The 17605-nt window shown below is 35.4% G+C and carries 19 protein-coding genes, 1 tRNA gene and 2 pseudogenes; 13 read left to right on the top strand and 9 right to left on the bottom strand.

The window, feature by feature from the left end:
- Nucleotides 1-221 precede the first annotated feature (221 nt).
- Both ybcJ and folD read right to left on the bottom strand, forming a co-directional pair.
- Nucleotides 222-434 carry a ribosome-associated protein YbcJ gene (gene ybcJ / locus ACIPUA_RS14630; protein ID WP_071548520.1) on the bottom strand — a complete coding sequence of 71 codons (213 nt, stop codon included), beginning with the start codon at nt 432-434 and terminating at the stop codon, nt 222-224.
- Between the two features lie 17 nt (nt 435-451).
- The gene (folD, locus tag ACIPUA_RS14625; protein ID WP_071548519.1) at nt 452-1309 is read right to left on the bottom strand and encodes a bifunctional methylenetetrahydrofolate dehydrogenase/methenyltetrahydrofolate cyclohydrolase FolD; all 858 of its coding nucleotides are present in this window, start codon (nt 1307-1309) and stop codon (nt 452-454) included.
- 187 nt (nt 1310-1496) lie between these two features.
- On the opposite strand from folD, the gene ACIPUA_RS14620 reads away from it, so the two are divergent.
- Nucleotides 1497-1573: transfer RNA gene (locus ACIPUA_RS14620), tRNA-Arg, on the top strand.
- A 15-nt stretch (nt 1574-1588) separates the two neighbouring features.
- On the opposite strand, the pseudogene ACIPUA_RS14615 reads toward ACIPUA_RS14620, so the two are convergent.
- Nucleotides 1589-1904: pseudogene (locus ACIPUA_RS14615) on the bottom strand (tyrosine-type recombinase/integrase); the annotation flags it as partial.
- Between the two features lie 7 nt (nt 1905-1911).
- Between ACIPUA_RS14615 and ACIPUA_RS14610 the strand changes: the two are divergent.
- The 6 genes from ACIPUA_RS14610 (at nt 1912) to ACIPUA_RS14585 (ending at nt 4765) form a co-directional block, all read left to right on the top strand.
- Complete coding sequence (locus tag ACIPUA_RS14610) at nt 1912-2043, top strand: hypothetical protein (RefSeq protein WP_336431838.1); 132 nt, start codon at nt 1912-1914, stop codon at nt 2041-2043.
- Nucleotides 2040-2333: a lysis system i-spanin subunit Rz gene (locus ACIPUA_RS14605; protein WP_072035172.1), complete on the top strand. Its 294-nt coding sequence runs from the start codon at nt 2040-2042 to the stop codon at nt 2331-2333. The genes ACIPUA_RS14610 and ACIPUA_RS14605 overlap by 4 nt, the downstream gene beginning before the upstream one ends.
- Nucleotides 2251-2439 carry a lysis system o-spanin lipoprotein Rz1 gene (gene rz1, locus ACIPUA_RS14600; RefSeq protein ID WP_072035171.1) on the top strand — a complete coding sequence of 63 codons (189 nt, stop codon included), beginning with the start codon at nt 2251-2253 and terminating at the stop codon, nt 2437-2439. Before ACIPUA_RS14605 ends, rz1 begins: the two co-directional genes overlap by 83 nt.
- 5 nt (nt 2440-2444) lie before the next feature.
- The gene (locus ACIPUA_RS14595) at nt 2445-2930 is read left to right on the top strand and encodes a hypothetical protein (protein WP_449059816.1); all 486 of its coding nucleotides are present in this window, start codon (nt 2445-2447) and stop codon (nt 2928-2930) included.
- Between the two features lie 229 nt (nt 2931-3159).
- On the top strand, nt 3160-3921 hold the full coding sequence (locus ACIPUA_RS14590; protein ID WP_449059826.1) for an IS5 family transposase: 762 nt from the start codon (nt 3160-3162) through the stop codon (nt 3919-3921).
- Nucleotides 3922-4105: 184 nt separating this feature from the next.
- Entirely contained in the window at nt 4106-4765 is a 660-nt protein-coding gene (locus ACIPUA_RS14585) for a hypothetical protein (protein ID WP_042845336.1), read from the top strand.
- A gap of 118 nt (nt 4766-4883) precedes the next feature.
- Here the strand turns inward: ACIPUA_RS14585 and ACIPUA_RS14580 are convergent, their stop codons facing one another.
- A complete protein-coding gene (locus ACIPUA_RS14580) occupies nt 4884-5306 on the bottom strand; it encodes a hypothetical protein (RefSeq protein ID WP_042845334.1) in 423 nt (140 codons plus the stop codon).
- A 161-nt stretch (nt 5307-5467) separates the two neighbouring features.
- Between ACIPUA_RS14580 and ACIPUA_RS14575 the strand changes: the two genes are divergently transcribed.
- Complete coding sequence (locus ACIPUA_RS14575) at nt 5468-5956, top strand: hypothetical protein (RefSeq protein ID WP_042845332.1); 489 nt, start codon at nt 5468-5470, stop codon at nt 5954-5956.
- 906 nt (nt 5957-6862) lie between these two features.
- Nucleotides 6863-7393: a GNAT family N-acetyltransferase gene (locus ACIPUA_RS14570; protein WP_042845329.1), complete on the top strand. Its 531-nt coding sequence runs from the start codon at nt 6863-6865 to the stop codon at nt 7391-7393.
- Between the two features lie 484 nt (nt 7394-7877).
- On the opposite strand, the gene ACIPUA_RS14565 is transcribed toward ACIPUA_RS14570, so the two are convergent.
- Together ACIPUA_RS14565 and ACIPUA_RS14560 are read right to left on the bottom strand one after the other, a co-directional pair.
- Entirely contained in the window at nt 7878-8612 is a 735-nt protein-coding gene (locus ACIPUA_RS14565; protein WP_042845325.1) for a class I SAM-dependent methyltransferase, read from the bottom strand.
- A 38-nt stretch (nt 8613-8650) separates the two neighbouring features.
- Entirely contained in the window at nt 8651-9187 is a 537-nt protein-coding gene (locus ACIPUA_RS14560) for a GNAT family N-acetyltransferase (RefSeq protein WP_042845323.1), read from the bottom strand.
- Nucleotides 9188-9764: 577 nt separating this feature from the next.
- Between ACIPUA_RS14560 and ACIPUA_RS14555 the strand changes: the two are divergent.
- Both ACIPUA_RS14555 and ACIPUA_RS14550 read left to right on the top strand, forming a co-directional pair.
- A pseudogene (locus ACIPUA_RS14555) lies at nt 9765-9854 on the top strand (Arm DNA-binding domain-containing protein); the annotation flags it as partial.
- Nucleotides 9855-10025: 171 nt separating this feature from the next.
- Nucleotides 10026-10439 (top strand): hypothetical protein, encoded by a 414-nt coding sequence (locus ACIPUA_RS14550; protein WP_071548319.1) that lies wholly within the window; start codon nt 10026-10028, stop codon nt 10437-10439.
- A gap of 389 nt (nt 10440-10828) precedes the next feature.
- On the opposite strand, the gene ACIPUA_RS14545 is transcribed toward ACIPUA_RS14550, so the two are convergent.
- From ACIPUA_RS14545 to ACIPUA_RS14535, 3 genes are read right to left on the bottom strand one after another with little or no spacing between them, the layout of a single operon-like run.
- Nucleotides 10829-11488: a MarC family NAAT transporter gene (locus ACIPUA_RS14545; protein WP_048608043.1), complete on the bottom strand. Its 660-nt coding sequence runs from the start codon at nt 11486-11488 to the stop codon at nt 10829-10831.
- A 21-nt stretch (nt 11489-11509) separates the two neighbouring features.
- Nucleotides 11510-13144 (bottom strand): FUSC family protein, encoded by a 1635-nt coding sequence (locus tag ACIPUA_RS14540; RefSeq protein WP_449059825.1) that lies wholly within the window; start codon nt 13142-13144, stop codon nt 11510-11512.
- A gap of 3 nt (nt 13145-13147) precedes the next feature.
- On the bottom strand, nt 13148-13996 hold the full coding sequence (locus tag ACIPUA_RS14535) for an efflux RND transporter periplasmic adaptor subunit (RefSeq protein WP_042845314.1): 849 nt from the start codon (nt 13994-13996) through the stop codon (nt 13148-13150).
- A 1537-nt stretch (nt 13997-15533) separates the two neighbouring features.
- On the opposite strand from ACIPUA_RS14535, the gene ACIPUA_RS14530 reads away from it, so the two are divergent.
- Nucleotides 15534-15971: a hypothetical protein gene (locus ACIPUA_RS14530; RefSeq protein ID WP_048608041.1), complete on the top strand. Its 438-nt coding sequence runs from the start codon at nt 15534-15536 to the stop codon at nt 15969-15971.
- A 522-nt stretch (nt 15972-16493) separates the two neighbouring features.
- Nucleotides 16494-17177 (top strand): hypothetical protein, encoded by a 684-nt coding sequence (locus ACIPUA_RS14525; RefSeq protein WP_071548316.1) that lies wholly within the window; start codon nt 16494-16496, stop codon nt 17175-17177.
- Nucleotides 17178-17605 lie beyond the last annotated feature (428 nt).

The raw sequence follows: 17605 nt of genomic DNA, 5'->3' as shown, positions 1-17605 counted from the left end.
ACGTTTTATAAGGAGAGTTTTATTGCGAGCTGAAGTGTTGCTGAAATTATTTTCTTATCAAAAACAAAGAATAATGTTTTTTTAAAAAGGCAGGGGATAAAAAATATCTCAAAATAAATTGTTGATGGTTTACTTGGAAATGAGCTAACAGATAAAGGGGTGTTATGATGGGGGTAAAGAGGGAGGTGGGTAAGCTGAATGGCTCAGCTTACCCAAATAAACTATTCTTCAACTCTGACTGTTTCACTACCCATTGAAACGGTTTTTCCAGCCAAAATTTTGCAGCGTTTACGTGTTTCAACGACGCCGTCGACTTGTACTAAGCCATCAGCAATCATTGCTTTAGCCATTGCGCCACTTTCAGCCCAGCCTTGAATTTTTAGCAAATCGCACAGTTCGACGTGCGGATGCCCATCAAGATTGAAAATTTCCATTGTTGCTCCAGATTACATTAAATATCGTGGTACTCTTCACACGCTTGTAACGTGTTTTGAATCAGGGTTGCTACGGTCATTGGCCCAACTCCACCGGGAACGGGGGTTATCCAAGATGCGCGTTTTGACGCCTCATCAAAATCAATATCCCCTGTTACTTTACCATTTTCTAAACGGTTAATACCAACATCAACAACGATAGCACCAGATTTAATCCACTCTCCTGGAATAAAATTAGGCTTACCAACCGCAACAACAAGTAAGTCTGCATTGCGCACATGTTGTTCTAAGTCTTGGGTAAAACGATGGGTAACGGTTGTGGTGCAACCTGCTAATAGTAGCTCTAGGCTCATTGGGCGACCAACGATGTTAGATGCGCCAATAATAACGGCATTTAAACCGTGTGTATTGATATTATAGCGTTCTAGCAACGTAACGATGCCCCTTGGTGTGCAAGGGCGTAAGCGAGGTGCTCGCTGGCAAAGGCGACCCACATTGTAGGGGTGGAAGCCATCAACATCTTTGTCTGGATGAATGCGTTCAATAACTTTAACGTTATCAATGCCCGCAGGTAATGGCAATTGAACTAAGATCCCATCAATTTGGGTATCTTGGTTTAAATCGTCAATCAGTTTTAGTAATTCCGCTTCTGACGTTGTATCAGGTAAATCATAGGAACGCGAAATAAAACCGACTTCTTCACAAGCACGACGCTTACTGCCAACATAGATTTGCGAGGCAGGGTTGGCACCGACTAAAATAACGGCAAGCCCTGGAGCGCGTTTTCCTTGTTCTAAACGTAACTGTACTTTTTGGGCAACTTCTTGCCTAATTGTCTGCGCAATCGTTTTCCCATCAATAATTTTTGCTAACATCTGTAACTTAATCCATATATGAGACACGGTAATATCTCTATTTTGTCAGAACTTCACACTATTGTCAGTTCAAACTGTTACATAAATTGAGCATCTAGTAATTTTAGTAGCGAAAAGCCATTGACTCGGCGCTCAGCAACCGTATAATTCAACGCCATCAGCCATATAGGCTACCTGCATTATCAATGCGCCCTTAGCTCAGTTGGATAGAGCAACGGCCTTCTAAGCCGTAGGTCACAGGTTCGAATCCTGTAGGGCGTACCATTTAAAATCAATGAGTTATGCCAATTTCAATCCTGCTTGATTTCCTCCTTGTGTCGTAATTGTGCCGTTATCATCAAAAATAGTATCAATATGTCTAGCGTGTTCACTTAAATGATTAGGTGCAAGATGTGCATACCTTCTGACCATTTCTATGCTTTCCCATCCGCCCATTTCTAGAAGTGCTGAAAGAGGAACGCCTGATTGTATTAGCCAACTCGCCCAAGTGTGCCGTAAGTCATGAAATCGGAAATCTTCAATTCCAGCTTTTTTTTAATCTTGCATACCAAGCGTTATTATCATCAACTCTCATTTTTCTTACTACTGGGGTTAAGCCACTATTGAAAGCAGTTAAGCAAGCTGCTGATGAGTTAGGGATTAAACTTCGCTTCGGCATCAACTGGAAGAATGACCCATCACTGCCAATAGAAACCAAGTTCATTGATGCGCCTCATGTTGAGATACCGGCATGAATATAAAGCTGGCATCGATAATTATTATGGGCGTTTGTGTTCTAGGTGGATTGCTTAACTGGCAGGTTAGCGAAAACCAGAAGCTCACAAATGAAAATGAGCGACTCAGTCGTCAACTTTCAGAGCAAATAAACATTAACGCCGACTACGAAAAGCGCATTAACTCCCTTCGCAAACTCGACACCAAACACACAACGGAACTAACAAATGCAAAAAGTGAAATTGATAAGTTGCGTATTGCTGCTGAGCGTAATCCTGAGCGGGTGTACATCAGAGCCAGTTGTCCGTAAGTCGAAACCAATTCCACTTCCCGCGTGGATGATGGAACAACCGCCAGACCTACTGACACCTCTATCCGAAATTATTGGCTACTCAGAAACAGAATTGCAGAACTAACGAGAATGGTATTACCAACTATCGGACATAGCGTTATAGCTGCTATCAGAAAGTTTAAAAACGATGGTGAAGGGCTACAGTGGGATACTAGCGCAGGTAAATTAATCATTGGTAAAAATGGTGACAATTACTTGGTTGTTATAGGCGATAAGCGATTTTCTTTATCACTTGTTACCACTCAGGCAGGTTATGCAGTTCGTTATTGGTATTCATGCCCTCATTGCCATAAACGTAGAGCTACTCTTTATCTTGGCAGTAAAGATTTAGGATGTAGAGAGTGCTGGAAACTTCACTACCCCAGCCAGAGTGAAAGCCATCTTGACCTACTAAGGCGCAAAGTGCGAGTAGGTCGTTTTGCTATCTGGGGCTATAGTTCAGATGTTAGCAACCTAACCAAGCATGTGTATTCTTTCGATAAACCCAAAGGCATGAGATGGAAGAAATTCAGGGAGAAAGTAGCAGAACAGGCAAGATTAGAGGATTATTACTAGCAGGCGTTCATTCCATTTGTCGATAAATTAACGTCAGGTATTAAGATAAGGATAGCCTAATATTTCCACGCAGTATCACCTCACGAAACCTCACGCTTTTGAAGCTTTAACTACTAGCCAAAACTAGCCTTACTACTAGTAGGGGCTGTTGATCTTTGTACTTTTTTTGAACGGCATGGTGATGCTGTATAATCGATTTCGCCAAAAATTAACAATACAAATAGTCACCATGCCTCGAACAATGTTAACAGAAAAACAGTGGGTTACACTATCCCAACTGATGAGAAATACTCGACGGGTTTATAATAAATACGAACATAGAATGACGTTTGAAGGCATTCTATATCGAATGAGAACGGGCTGCCCTTGGCGAGACATCCCTAAAGCATTTGGTGAATGGAATACGATTTTTAGACGATTTAATCTTTGGTCTAGAAAAGGAATTATTCATATTTTATTCAATGAGTTATCACTTACATCCGATAGCAAATATCTCTTTATTGATGGCACAATTAGACGAGCACATCAACATACTACAGGTGCGGCAACAGAAGAAAATGAAGAGATAGGAAAAAGTCGAGGAGGAAATTCAACGAAGATCCATCTCGCAATAGATAGTCACGGTTACCTTGTTAACTTTGAGCTTTCAGGCAGTCATCGAAATGACATTGTTTTTGCAAAAGAATTTGTTGAAAATAGCCCAACATGTGATTTCACAGTAGCGGATAAAGGTTATGACAGTGAGAAATTTCGTGCTTATTTAACGGGTATAAAAGGGTCGACGCCAATGATACCAAGGCGAACAGTGAATCTATTAAACAATGATCATATGGACTGGGAGCTTTATAAGGTAAGGCATTTTGTTGAAAATGCGTTTGCGCAGATAAAGCATTTTAAAGCTATATCAAGTAGATATGATAAATTAGCAAGAAATTACTCATCGATGGTCGCTCTTTCATTAATCATGATGTGGATACCAAAATATCGATGAGTAATTTTTATATAAAGATCAACAGCCCCTAGGGAAAACTAGCGCTGTTACTACAGAAAACTACAGGTTGATACTAAGTTTTGCTAAGGTTTTTACTATGCTCTAGTATTATGGCCTTATAGTTAATAACTTCAGTATATGCTGGCGGGTTAGCGGTAATGATAAAACTAGTTTGGGAATAGAAATGCAAATAAATAAATTAAAAAACAAAAATGAGTCACCAGAAGACATTATAGAGAATTTGATATTTGCCTATCAAAATTCAAGAGAAACATATGTTGAAAACAAAAGGGTGTTTCGTGGGCGTAGTCATTCTATATCGGGTGTTTTTGAAGATCTATTTGCTGATTATTTGTCAAAAAATTTACCTGATAGTAATCAATATTTCGTAGACCAGCAATTGTTCTCATCAACAGCAAATATACGTTTTTTCCCAGATATATTAATTATGAATGATGAAATAAGTAATAATATCATCGATTTAAAGCTTGACTTTGGGTGGTCTAGAAATGATGTTTTTGCATTTTGCGAAACGTGGAATCAAAAAATAGATAAACTGAAAGGAACGAGTTTCACTTTCAATGATGGAATAACTAAAGAAAAAAAGAATGGTTTTTTTTCTGATAATTTAAAATATCATGTAGTAGTTTCGACTAAATTAAATAATGGAAGTAATTTTATTGAAATAAAAGATAATGTGACAAAAAATTTGGAGTATGTTGAGTTATATATACTCACTGATAGAGTCCATCCGAATGATTACAAAAGCACACCTGAAGAAAGGATAAAAAATATACATATATGCATGAGTGAATTTTCAAGATTAATGAATAATTTGTCATAATAATATAATTCTTTTAACACTTAACGGACAAAAATATAGTTTAAATTGTCCGTTATTAAAGGTAGCAAAATTCGGTGATATCAATTTTTACACGTTAAAATTAATAGCGGCTTTAGCACTATAAATAATTCAAATTATTTACTATATCCTTGTGACGCTTCCACGCTGAATAAATATCTTTATCCCACGCTTTACCGCTTTTAGTTTGATAACCAGCCTCGTTAATCCGTTTAGCGATAATGCGCCCGTTATCTATGCCCTCTGATAGCACCAAATTAACCACAGAAACGACAGCAGACTCATTATAGGTATACGGTGGGATATCTGCCTTACCAGCAATCAAAGACGCGATAGATGATTCTAGGCGTTCCACTAGCGATAACATACGAGCATCAGGATTACTGTCTGGTCGGTTTAACTTCTCTTTGATAGCTGAGACTATCCACGCTGTTTTATCAGTACCAGAGTTCGATACAGCATCATTAAACAGGGCTGGCAGTTCAGCAGGTAAACGAAAGGCAATAAGATTAGATTTACTCATAATAATCTATTGTTAGCTCAAAGAATGCTTATTATATCAGCGTATAACAGTGTTATACAGGTAAGAAAATATAAATCAATGAACATGGCAGTTTGATTTAGGAGCGTTGTATCCTGAAATATCTGATAAAGTTTAGGTAGGTTGAATACTAAGGAGATTAAATGGGGATCTACATTATTGAGATAGTGCCAAAAGATATTAGTTATATTCCTTCACGAAATGAACAGAATAAGATAGTTGAATTTTTAACTCGTTACGGTGTAGAGAAAAATCAAGTTGAACATAAAGTGAGTAACGGAATTCAATGTCATGTAAATCCCTATGGCAGCGAGAATATTAAGTGCCCCCACTGCGAGGAGAGGATAGAAATGACTTGGGTTTATGACATATTGAGCGAGGTATATGATAGCAATTCGATGGAGTTTCACCTCAAAGATATACAAAAAGTTCGTTATTCGCCTTGTTGCCAAAAACCTATATCTCTAGATAGTTTAAATTACGATGGAATTCTCTCTTTTTCTATTTACAGCGCTAGCCTTGAAGGGGGGGATGTATGGAATTTAATCGCAATGGATTTTCCGGAGAAGATTAATTATGAATTAGTTGAATTTATAGGCTTTCCCGCCGAAGTGTTGATGATTCGAATGTAATCAACAGTATACCAATCCAACGAGTTAGTGGCTTAAGATAAAGCCGCTAATTATAACCCAGTACAGCTAACCTATAAAAATACGGTGTAGTTATTTTGATATCAAAAAGAATCGCGGTAATAACGTACCAAAATGGTACTGTAGTAAACCACAGTGGTACTATGGTGTTGCTATAGTGATTGTAAGGTATCCGTTTTGGTATCCACCGAAAAGGCTATATTTTACTGGATACTCCATCCGCTGAATGTTGACAATTGCTGACATCAGAACCAGACAAAACCAGACATGAGAACAAAGTAAATGTTGTTAATTGTAGTGCTCGAAAACCTGACATTGTGTCAAACAAATTTATAAACCTGTCGAAAATAAAATAGGTACGCAGCAAAACAGGGGGCAATAAGTTTGGATTAGTCTTGACGGATTTAACTTGGTTACCACTGTAAAACATAACCCATTGATTTACCCGAGGCCGCCACTTTGGGTTCGCTCTGAGATAGCGTATTTTAACCTGTGAGCGTGGTTGCCATTTTGACGGTTGCCACTCTGGTTGCCAGCAAAACAGCATGTTTTATGCTAGTGGATTGATATGCTTTGATTGTTCCAATTCAGTACAATCAAGGTATGGCGATAATCACAACACCTTTGAGGTAAAGCCATGTAACAACGTGAAGCAATAGAAGCCGTTATGATGGAGTTAGCCCACCAGCAAGGGCAATCACTTAACGGACGCGATAGGATTAGTTACCTACCTTTAATTGATCCTCTTTAAGATGACCAGTTCAGCTGCTCCGAAGTTACCGAGGAGTTTCAAATATATCTATAAAATTTTAGTTACTTGTGTGCTCAATTAATTCATAGTTAATCTACTAACTTATTGTGCAATGAGACCCTTATTGAGGCGCAAATATGATTATACGTTGTTATAGTGACAAAATAAGCGATAACAAAATAGATGAGCTGACCAATTTATTGTATAGATGCGTCCTTGGTGGGGCTAGTGTTGGATATACTGACGCAAAAGATCAAATAGGTGATATGAAAAATTATTGGGTTGGTGTCAATCACTCTTTATCAACAAACAATTTTAAGCTTATCTCAGTAGAGGTAGATAATAAAATCGTTGGTGTTGTTGGACTTGATTTGTGTACAAAGCCAAATGGCAAACACCGAGGAGAAATTTGTAAATTATTGGTATTACCTGATTACAGGCGCAAAGGTCTCGCAAGGAGATTAATGCTAGCGGCTGAGCAAATAGCATGGGAAACAGGATTGACACTTATAACATTAGATACAAATACCAAAGGAATAACTGTTAGCTTATATACCTCTCTAGGATGGCAGGTTAGTGGTGAAATCCCTGAGTTCGCTCAATCAATTCATGGCGACCTTGAATCAACAACCATCATGTTCAAGCTAAACCCTGAAAGTAAAGTTTAAATAAGATTGATTAATAGCTGATTAAATTTGAAGTCGTACCTGTGTTAATTTTACAGTTCCGTTTGAAACGAAGTCGTGGAAAACACGAGTAGAACTATTTCCGGTTGGTATTTCATTATCTGCAATGAAATTACCAATTGATGATATTTTGCAATGCTGGTGGCTTTGGGAAAACTGAAGCCTGAACCTCTTAATTTTTGAGTCACAAAATAAAAAGGGGACATAATTGGGAGCATGATACGAAATTGAATGAATATAAAATGTTTATAATTAATGAGGTATGTCTTTATATTGAATCCTGTAGACTTCAAATGATGTCTATTTTTATGCCTAAAATTCAGTGGGTTAACTGATTTTACGCTTTCTTTGTTCATCTTCCAATGTAAAAAACTCCGCTCTATAAGCCGTCATGTGAACCCCTTGATGGTGATCCTACGTGATGGACACCTTAACTTAACTCAGAGCGGATATTACAACTTTGCTATTACAAACGGTGTGCACTAATAATTAAAAAAGGTGAATATCGATTAAAAATTTCAGCTTCCGGTTTTTCCAATAGGGCTTCATTGATGACTTTAGGCTCTTTAAGAGCATCAATCACAAATCCCACATTGAGTAATCCCATAATATAACTTTCGACTGTTCGGTGATATTTAATAACGTCATCGACAAACCATGAGGTATGACGTATAGACTCATTCTGATAATTATCGACAGGCATACAGATAAATTCACCAGATTCATTTTTCATAAATGAAGAAGCATGTGCGGTACACATCGGATGTTCCACAGAGAATACAAATTTCCCACCCTCTTTGAGGTGAGAATATGCTTCGCTTGCGAGCTGATTAAAGTTTTCGATATAGTGGATTGCGAGGGAGGAAATAATAAAGTCAAAACGTTCATCGAAAGTCATAGGGTCAGTCATTGACGCATGAATATATTCAATATCATCGGTTTGGGTCAGTTTTCTGGCTTGTTCTATCATGTTACTTGAAAGCTCAATACCGTAAACTTTTTTCGCCCCTTTGCTGTGTGCGTACCGTGCAAAATCACCAAAGCCAGATCCCAAATCGAGAATTATTTTACCTTTTAAATCAGGTAATAGAGCCCTTAATGCAGGTTCTTCTATGATGCCATTAAGGCCCGTATCATTGACCCTTAATGTTTGATAATTTTTAAAAAAAATGGGGTTATCATAAATATTCTGTTCTTTCATAAATAGTCTCAGTATCGTTATAAATTATCTTCAAGCTGTTACCACTGATCACCACTGCGAAAATCGCAATAGAGTGGTTGGGAAAAATCAATCGTTTTATCTTTTGTCCACCCAAGAACGCCGCCTTCTTCATCAATGGAATGAATATAAGAGCCTTGTTTGAGTTCATACAGCTTTCCTTCCCAAACATGCCATCCTGCTGATTGATATAGAGGAAAACCCTCTTCAGATGCAGAAAGTAAGCCGAGTTGATAACAGTTTTCTATAATTTTGTTGGTTTCCTGCATGAGCTGTCGACCAATACCTTGGCGGCGATAACTTTCTAATACTGCCATGGCTTCAACATAACCGACAGTGACTGGGTGATGACCTAATGCCATATTGCGCTGAACAATGGATACGTGGCCAACAACATGTTTTTGGTCGTAAGCTAAAATATGCATGCCGCCTAAAGCATGCTGAAAGTCATCTCGAGAAAAATCACAGTCAAAGCTTTGATATAACAAAGTGTAGATAACCTCTTTTTGGTCATTAGATAACTGCGATGTATGGCGACTGAAATATTGGATAGTCATAGAGTCTCTTGAAGTGCTAGAAATAAAAGTAAATAGAATCAATAATTTTTTTGGCGCCCCAAATATACCAATAATATTATTTAATAATTTTGGATAAGTTGGGGTAATGTGTTTGTTAAAAAGGTAATTTCATTATTATCTAACTCATGCAAATGGAGCGGTTTGTACGAGCGCTAATATCTCGCTCTAGGGAAGAAAAGTTTTCATAAACACGTTGCGCCTCACAAAAAAACTGTGAGGAAACAAGTTTGAAGCCATATTGCTGTAATACAGTTTCAATTTGTTGCTGAATTGGACTGCGTATAGCTCCAATTTCAATCAGTTTGGAAAGCATTCAAAGAGGAAACCACGTAAGTGTTGTTCTCCACCCGATAGGGCAACATTTTCATGCTTCTATCCTGAATAATAAAATACCCATAATCATTTAGAATTCTATGGATTTCATTATAATTACCATTGTAATCATTAGTGTGGTGAATTAGTGCTCTTTCAAATACGATATCAATACTTACTGTATCAGTCTTGCTGAAAAGATATTTGTAGATAATTGATGGGTTTTTCTGTCGCGGCTTTAGCCATGTATTTAGAAGTTACCCCGAATGGCTCTAAGTATTGGCGTATAAAATATAGATATGCTGGTAAAGATAAAAGGCTGGCTTTATATGTATAATTGTAATGTGTGAGAAGCCAGTCATTGATATGGTAGATATTCACATTAGAGCTGATAGCGTGAAATTCTTACACACCATAGGGCGCAGTGCTTTCTGTTTTCTAGTGGATAACAATCGAGTAGTGTCGACCATATCTTTTTATAAGACAAAAAATAGGTCCGTTCAACATGATAGCGATTTTGATTAAATCATTTATTGGTAACATTAATGGATATAAAAATATAAAGAAAATAATATGGTTATGTATGTTAATTCCAGTTTTTGGTATCGCTAAGGAGAAGCCTACCGTTGTTTATACTCCCTTAGAGCTATTAGAGATGACTGTTACCAATAAAATCCCGAATAGCGAAACCCCCGTTTTGGATAAGTCTGATAGCTCTAAAATGCTATTTAATGAATGTAAATCAATAGCAAAGATTGTAATTTCTAATTTCAGTAACGCCTACCCAACAGTAATTGATGTTGATAGCAGCACACACTTTAAAGTAAGAGTCGGATCAATAGATGAAGTGTTTACCTTGGAGTGTGTTAATGATGAAAAACGGGTTTACAGGGCTAAATACAAACCTAAAAGTAATTAGTTTTTATGGGGAATAGTTGATTATTGGTAGGGGAATAAGAATGATGATTTTCGGGCTCGTTAACAAAGGTAGTTAGATAGTTTTTTAACATTATATTTAAATTATATCCACTTCTCATGTAAATATGAAAAGGCGTTGTAATTTCAAATAGTTAGTAACTATATTTAAAAATTAAGTAATAACATATTCACTAATGTATTTTTTGTATATTCTAAAAGGATTTAGAGATGGTAAAGATAATTAATACTATTCGATATTAATTTATCACCTTTGTTGACTGGCGATGAAAAATAAAACGCTATAACACCTTATTCAGTTGAGGAGTAAGAGCTGAATAAGGTGTTATTTATATATTAAATCAGAGCAATACACGATAACATTGATCAAAACTAGCTAAAAAAACCAGAACGTGTGAGTTCTCCTATACCCGTAATGATAAACTGCACGCCCATACAAACCAGTAAAAATCCCATCAGCCTAGATATTGCATCAATACCGCTTTTACCAAAAAACTTCATAATAAGATTTGAGCTTTTTAGACTGGCCCACAGGATCACAGAAAAAATTAAAAATACCAGCGGTGGCGCGACAATAACAACCCAATGTGGGTAAGCGCTTTCATTGGTGATTACTGATGAAGCCATACTAATAATCATCGCTATAGTACCTGGCCCTGCAGTACTTGGCATAGCTAAAGGAACAAATGCAATACTAGATGTATTATCTACCGCTTTTCCCTCTTCAACATTACGGCTATTTTCAGCGATAGGAAACAACATACGAAAACCAATGTAGGCAACAATAAAACCACCTGCAATCCTCAAACCAGGAATAGTAACACCAAAGGTATTCATGATCGCTTGCCCTGAATACCATGAGGCCAACATAATAAAAAAGACATATACAGGCGTCATTTTTATAGTTTTTTTACGAGCCTCAATTGTCATTCCACCTGATAAACCAAGAAACAATGCAACTGTAGTTAGTGGATTTGATAATGGCAACAATACCACTAACCCAATACCTATTGCAGTTAATAATTCAAACATGACCACCTCATATATTTATGGTTATAACAACAAGCCAATAACGTCTTTGGCATACTTTACATTAATATCAGAATAAAATTTTTCAGTACCATTAAGAGATTTCAATATATTATCTTTATCATCTTTTATTGATACTGCATTAATGATACTTACTATCAGCTTTCTTACCTGCTCAGATTCCGATAATTCATATAGGCTAATCAATGCAATTAACACGTAAAATTGGTTAATATTTTTATGTTCATATAATGAATTCACATTCATTAGTAAGGTATTACGGATTTTTATGAGAGCCAATTCATTTAACGGTATTGTATTTATCTTCTGTAAAATGAAATTAACTTTACGAGATTCTATTTGCTGTGTATTACTCAATGGGATGATATACAACATCAAGATCACTATAATGATAGAAAAAATAAGTGCTATGGCTGTATTAGCAAAAAAGACAAAATCAAAGCTCATTGGATTAGTAAAATTAATTAAAAATATTAATGAAATACACATAATATGTGAAATCAGAAATGCTAATTTACCGACTGTTTTCAGGACACCTAAAAGGATGAAAACAGGGGTCATAATCAAAGCTGCTTGCATAAAGCTTGATGCTTGTATTAAAAAGAAAAACTTCAATACATAGCTAAGTGCGATAACCAAGAGAGCAACAATAAATACAATAAAAGCAAGCTTATTAGCATTGGGAATAGTAACCCCAAAAGTAAAAGAAATACTCACTAGCACAGGCAATATGTAGCCATATTCCCAACCAGTATTAAGCCAAAACATGACACTAATCACTAGGCTTACAACTAACCTTAATGTATTTAAAAAAGCATCTTTCCAATCAAAAAAAACATAAAACTGAGAGGTGGAGGGATTATCAACCTTGTTCTTCAAGCTTAATATTTGATTATATTTTTCATACTGTAAAAATGCTCGATCGACTAAACCAATAATAGATATAGTGACCAGCATAGGTAATTTTAATACCTTACTGTGTGCCTTTTTAAAAGATAAAAAATGACTTTCATATTTACTCACTTCATCATGGGCAATACTATCAGCAATGATAATAGATAGATTTTTCATCGTATTATCATAGTTTCCTTTGAACACACTTGATAACACATCTTTTCTATCCGTACTTATTTTTCTTTTCAGTAGAACTGTTTGTAGATTATTCGTTCTATTTGGCAAAGCATAACTAATAAATGTATAAATAATGATACCTATCATGACCTCCATTAGCCTTTCTTGAGACAAATTAAATATAGTCATAGGCAATGGATAAACTGAAGTACCAAAAGCAATAATTGCCGAAGTATACCCCGAAAGTGAAAACATATAAGGCATCATATAACGTGAGGTCAGCGCCATAAATAAACATACTGACAGCCAAATAATAATCAGGGCGGTAAACAGCCAGTGGTCACTGATACTAATATTAGCGATTAATGTTACTGCTATTACGCCAATAAAACTTCCCGCAAGCCGTGCCACCATTTTAGCCAAGCTTAATGATGGGTCTGGATAGCCAATGATTGCGACCGTCATCATTGACCAATAGGGCTTATCAAAACCAAAATATGAAGATATATACCAAGCCAATAAAATCGCTAGCATATATTTAACTGCGAATATCCAGTTTAGTTTCATCACTTAGTCTTCAATAAATACAGTGCAAGTCGTACCCGGTATAAGTGTAACTCCTTGAGTGCCATTTAATGATATTTTAATTGGTACTCTTTGCGCTAATCGAACCCACGGGTAGTTAGGCTGTATATTTTCAAGTAACAGACTCCCTGTCGTGGAATTGTTATCATCAATTGCTCTACCAATGCTTTGTACTTTGCCTTTTAATTCATGATTGTTGCTGTATAACTTTATACTTGCACTATCACCAACCACAACATTGGTCATTTTAGTTTCTTCTAAATAAGCAATCACATAGAAAGAGTCTTTATCAACGATCGCAAATAAAGGGGAACCTGCATTAATATAATTCCCTGAACGTAAATTCAAATTAGTAATAAAACCATTTACTGGTGAATGAATTTGTGTTCTTGATAGGTCAAGTTTAGCTTTTTCAATCTTCACTTTTGCTAATTCAATTTTCTTAGCTAAGCTTTCCTGGCGGGCTCTAGCATCATCTAGCTCTTCCTTAGATATTGCAACTTGACTTAATTTAGTCCGCCTTGCTAATTGGTTCTTTGCAAAATTGTATTGAACTACTAAATCATTAAGTTCTAATTCAGATTGACGTAGTTTAATTTCATAATCAGTAGGGTCAACGATGAGTAACAATTCACCTTGTTTGACCTCTTGGTTGTCAATGACCATCAATTGTTCAATTTTCCCTGAAACCTCAGCTGTCACTTGGTTGATTTCAGCGCGCACTCTACCATCACGAGTCCATGGACTTAATGCATAATGGTTCCATAATAAATATATAGACGAAATGATGATAAAAACAGATATAATAATTAATAAGTATTTCTTTATATTCATTATATTACCAACTATAAATTAATAATGAATGAACGGCCAAAACGCAGAAAAATAGTATGGAAATATCGAATAAACTCCCCGCATATTCATATTTGCACACTAAATTTGCGTAAACCACCCTAATCAATAACCAAAAAAAGAAACCTAAAAAAAATACCAAAGCAATACCGGGTATAAAAACCGTACCCCCTAGAATTAAATCTTTCATACGACTATCCCATTATAAAGAGATATTTGGCGACATTAACTATTGTAGGTAGTAAATTTACATCGCAGTATAATTTTTAAAATATAACAAACCCAAACAATTGCTTTAATTATATAAACTGTAAAATATTACGATTTTCTTATTTCTACTTTACTACATGATAGGAATAATGAATTTAGCCGATTATATTACCAATAAATACCGATGTAAAACTTGAAAGCACCAAAAGTTAACTTGTCAGAGTTAAATGCCAAAATTAATCATGATTGGTTATTGTGCAGATAAATGAATTTATCTTAATTATGTGCATTGTAACTAGTAATCTCATGCATTTTTATTAATTAAGTCTGTACTATTTTAATAACAAGACAACTAAATAGAACACGATATAATTTACTAAATAGATATTTACATTGGTGCAATTAATCAGAAATACAATTTAAATTGGTAATAATAATATATCCTATGGATAAGCTACCTCTTAATGTGGTGAAATTATTCAGTTTTATTACAACCATTTAATTGCTGACTTTGACGCAAATCCATTAAAAATAGTAACAATACTACACATGAAAGACGTTAAAATACTAAGCCACCCATCCGCAGATATGCCACTATTCTTATGGAGAATACGTATTGATAGGGTTGATGGGTTTCATTTAGGAAGAGCTCAGTAGCCATCAAAAACTAACCCGCTTATGAATTGCACCCAAAAAGTTGGACATATCATTCAACATATAGGGGGCTTTTTTATGGATATCTCATGGAGATAACCGACTATCCTGAATGGTTCTCGTAACCACAAAACGTGGATAAGAATAGACCGACTGACACAGCGTTCAGGATTGAGTAATCAGAGTATGTGATCGTGAATATCACCAAGAAAAACCGTGCTTAAATCGCGAGAAAAAGAGTGAATTCGTAGTTGGCCTTGAAGAGGAATAGAGTATTGAAGCCTATTAATGGCTGTATTTATCCAATAATTGCCTACTATTAATTGTTGTTCTCAGTTTACTACCACAGAAAACTTCAGATTGAAATTAATTATTGTTCACAATATCAGATGTATAAAAATGATTAGGTCAATAGATTATTATGATACAAAAGTTTTAGTAAGAGATTGTAATTGGTAGAGCGAAAAAATAGCCATGCGATATCTTTCGTACCGTTTTGAACGGCGCAATATTTGGGGGTTAGGTTGTGTTTATTTCAATATCGGATGATTCTCATATGTCTAATAATTACTATAGTTAGTATAAGATACACTTAAATTTCATATCTACATGAAATAATTACTAATTACTAATTATTAATTTTGAGCTATCTTCGATGAATAAAAAATTCAATTTAAGTATAATTTTAGTTTCACTGATCATATTAAGTGGTTGTACTCAGAAACATAGAGATACCATATCAGATATAACTTATGCATTAACGGGTGTCCCTGGTGCAAAGCACAAAAACAATGGAAATAACACCACTGCAATGAAATCAAAAGCACAATTAGAAAGAGAAAAAGAGGAGTATGAATTCAAAAATCGCCGCCAAAGTTGGATTGGTAAATCTATAGATGACCTAATAATGCAAAGGGGCAGCCCTTTTGGGGTTCATAAGAGACAGGATGGGGGATCTCAGTATACCTTTAAGAAAACCCAAAACAGTTCTAATGACCCGTACCTTAATAACCCTCGCTTATGCGTAGATAACTTTATTACCGATAAAAATGGATTAATTAAAGACTGGTCATCTTCTAACTGCCTTTATTAAACATAGCTAATATAGTTTCTCCTAATCCTTTTTTGTTAGAAGGGCGAGTTAGTTAGCTAAAACCGCCCCTCTACCTGTTTTATAATTAAATAAGCTTACCTACAATATCCTTATCCCATACTTTACCGCCTTTAGCTTGATAGCTAAGCCCATGAATTCGTACAGCGATAATGCGCCCGTTATCTATGCCTTATGATAGTACTAAATTGATCACTGAAACGACGACAGACTCATTATAGGTATAAGGTGGGATAACTTCTTACCAGTAATTTTTAAAACCTGTAATGGTAATAATGACTCAAATGGAAAGAATCAGAGCTATTCAGGATGCTGAAAAAGTCAAGCCACCTCTAAATTAACGCGTTGTAGCGGGTGACCTGCCAGAAAGGAAGAAAGTTACAGGTTACTATGAGTGATTTAGTGGTTATCCGCTAACAGGAGCGCAGAGAATTGCTTGTTAGAATTTGTTTATAAATGTAACCTTTGATGTCCATATATGTTTTTTTCCACGGGTCTTATTAAATGAAAAATTTGTTAGTTTCTGTTAGTTGTATTCTTTCATTATCTGGGTGTGCAGTGACCGAATATAATTACACGCCAGATTCACATAAAATAAGTGAGCCGAAAGTAGGTAGTGTTAATCGTGCCATCATAGGTCAAAGTTTAGTTAGGGAAGGTGATATAAGCGAGCTGAAAGCGATTAAGGTATTGAACCCAATACAAATAGACTTGGCTTATAAAATTATTCCTGGTGTGTTCAAAAAAGTTGGTTCAAGTGACAAAGGTGATTTCTATATGCCAGCTCAAACCATTGACTCCGGTTCTGTTGTCGTTGAGGCTCTTGGTCAGCCATGGAGTTCAATTTTAATAAAGAAAGGAGCCAATGCTAATGAAATTTGTATTGTAACTGACTTAAATGTTGCTGTTTGTAGTGATAAAGCCCAAATTGAATATCTTGAGTTAAATAACCCTGATGGTAATTCATTTGAGCAGGCTTTGATTTTTAATGGGATAAATAATCAAATAGTAGATATTAGCTACAGAAAAATAGGCTCAAACATTGAAAATCAAGGGTTTGGAAATAACCTTCAATATAACCTTAAAAAAAGCAATGTTATTTCTTATGGGAATGTAAAACTAAAAATTATAAATAGTTCTAATGATTCATTGACGTATGAAGTTATAAGTAATTTCTCGGGTAATTAAAACTATCGGAAATGGATGGTTTTTCCAAAATATAGCGTTAAACATATAAAGTCATTCTTTGTTTAACGCTACTATCGTAACTTTGAAATATCAAAGCTAATAGTTCCCGCGCATAAAAATCTTGTAATAATTTAAATCGTAAACTGTTTATAGTTTTACTATAAAAAATAGTTATGGTGAAAATATATTTCAATGAAATTTCAATAAGATAAGGTATTTTTTTGTTGAGCGAATGACACCTTTCTCTGTAATTTATTATCTTCTGAAATTTTAGTAAAAAGTCTGTAAACCCTTGTCTAATTGAATCACCCTTATAATGATAAATATAATTATCACAAAAAGAGAGTCATAATTGAACAGTATATGTATGTTATTTTTCATATATAATATTCTGTAGTCAAGGTTTGGCAGTACGAGGTAGTCGAGTT

This window comes from Providencia sp. AGC89 (assembly GCF_053543535.1).
This window is presented reverse-complemented; position numbering and strand designations above follow the sequence as displayed.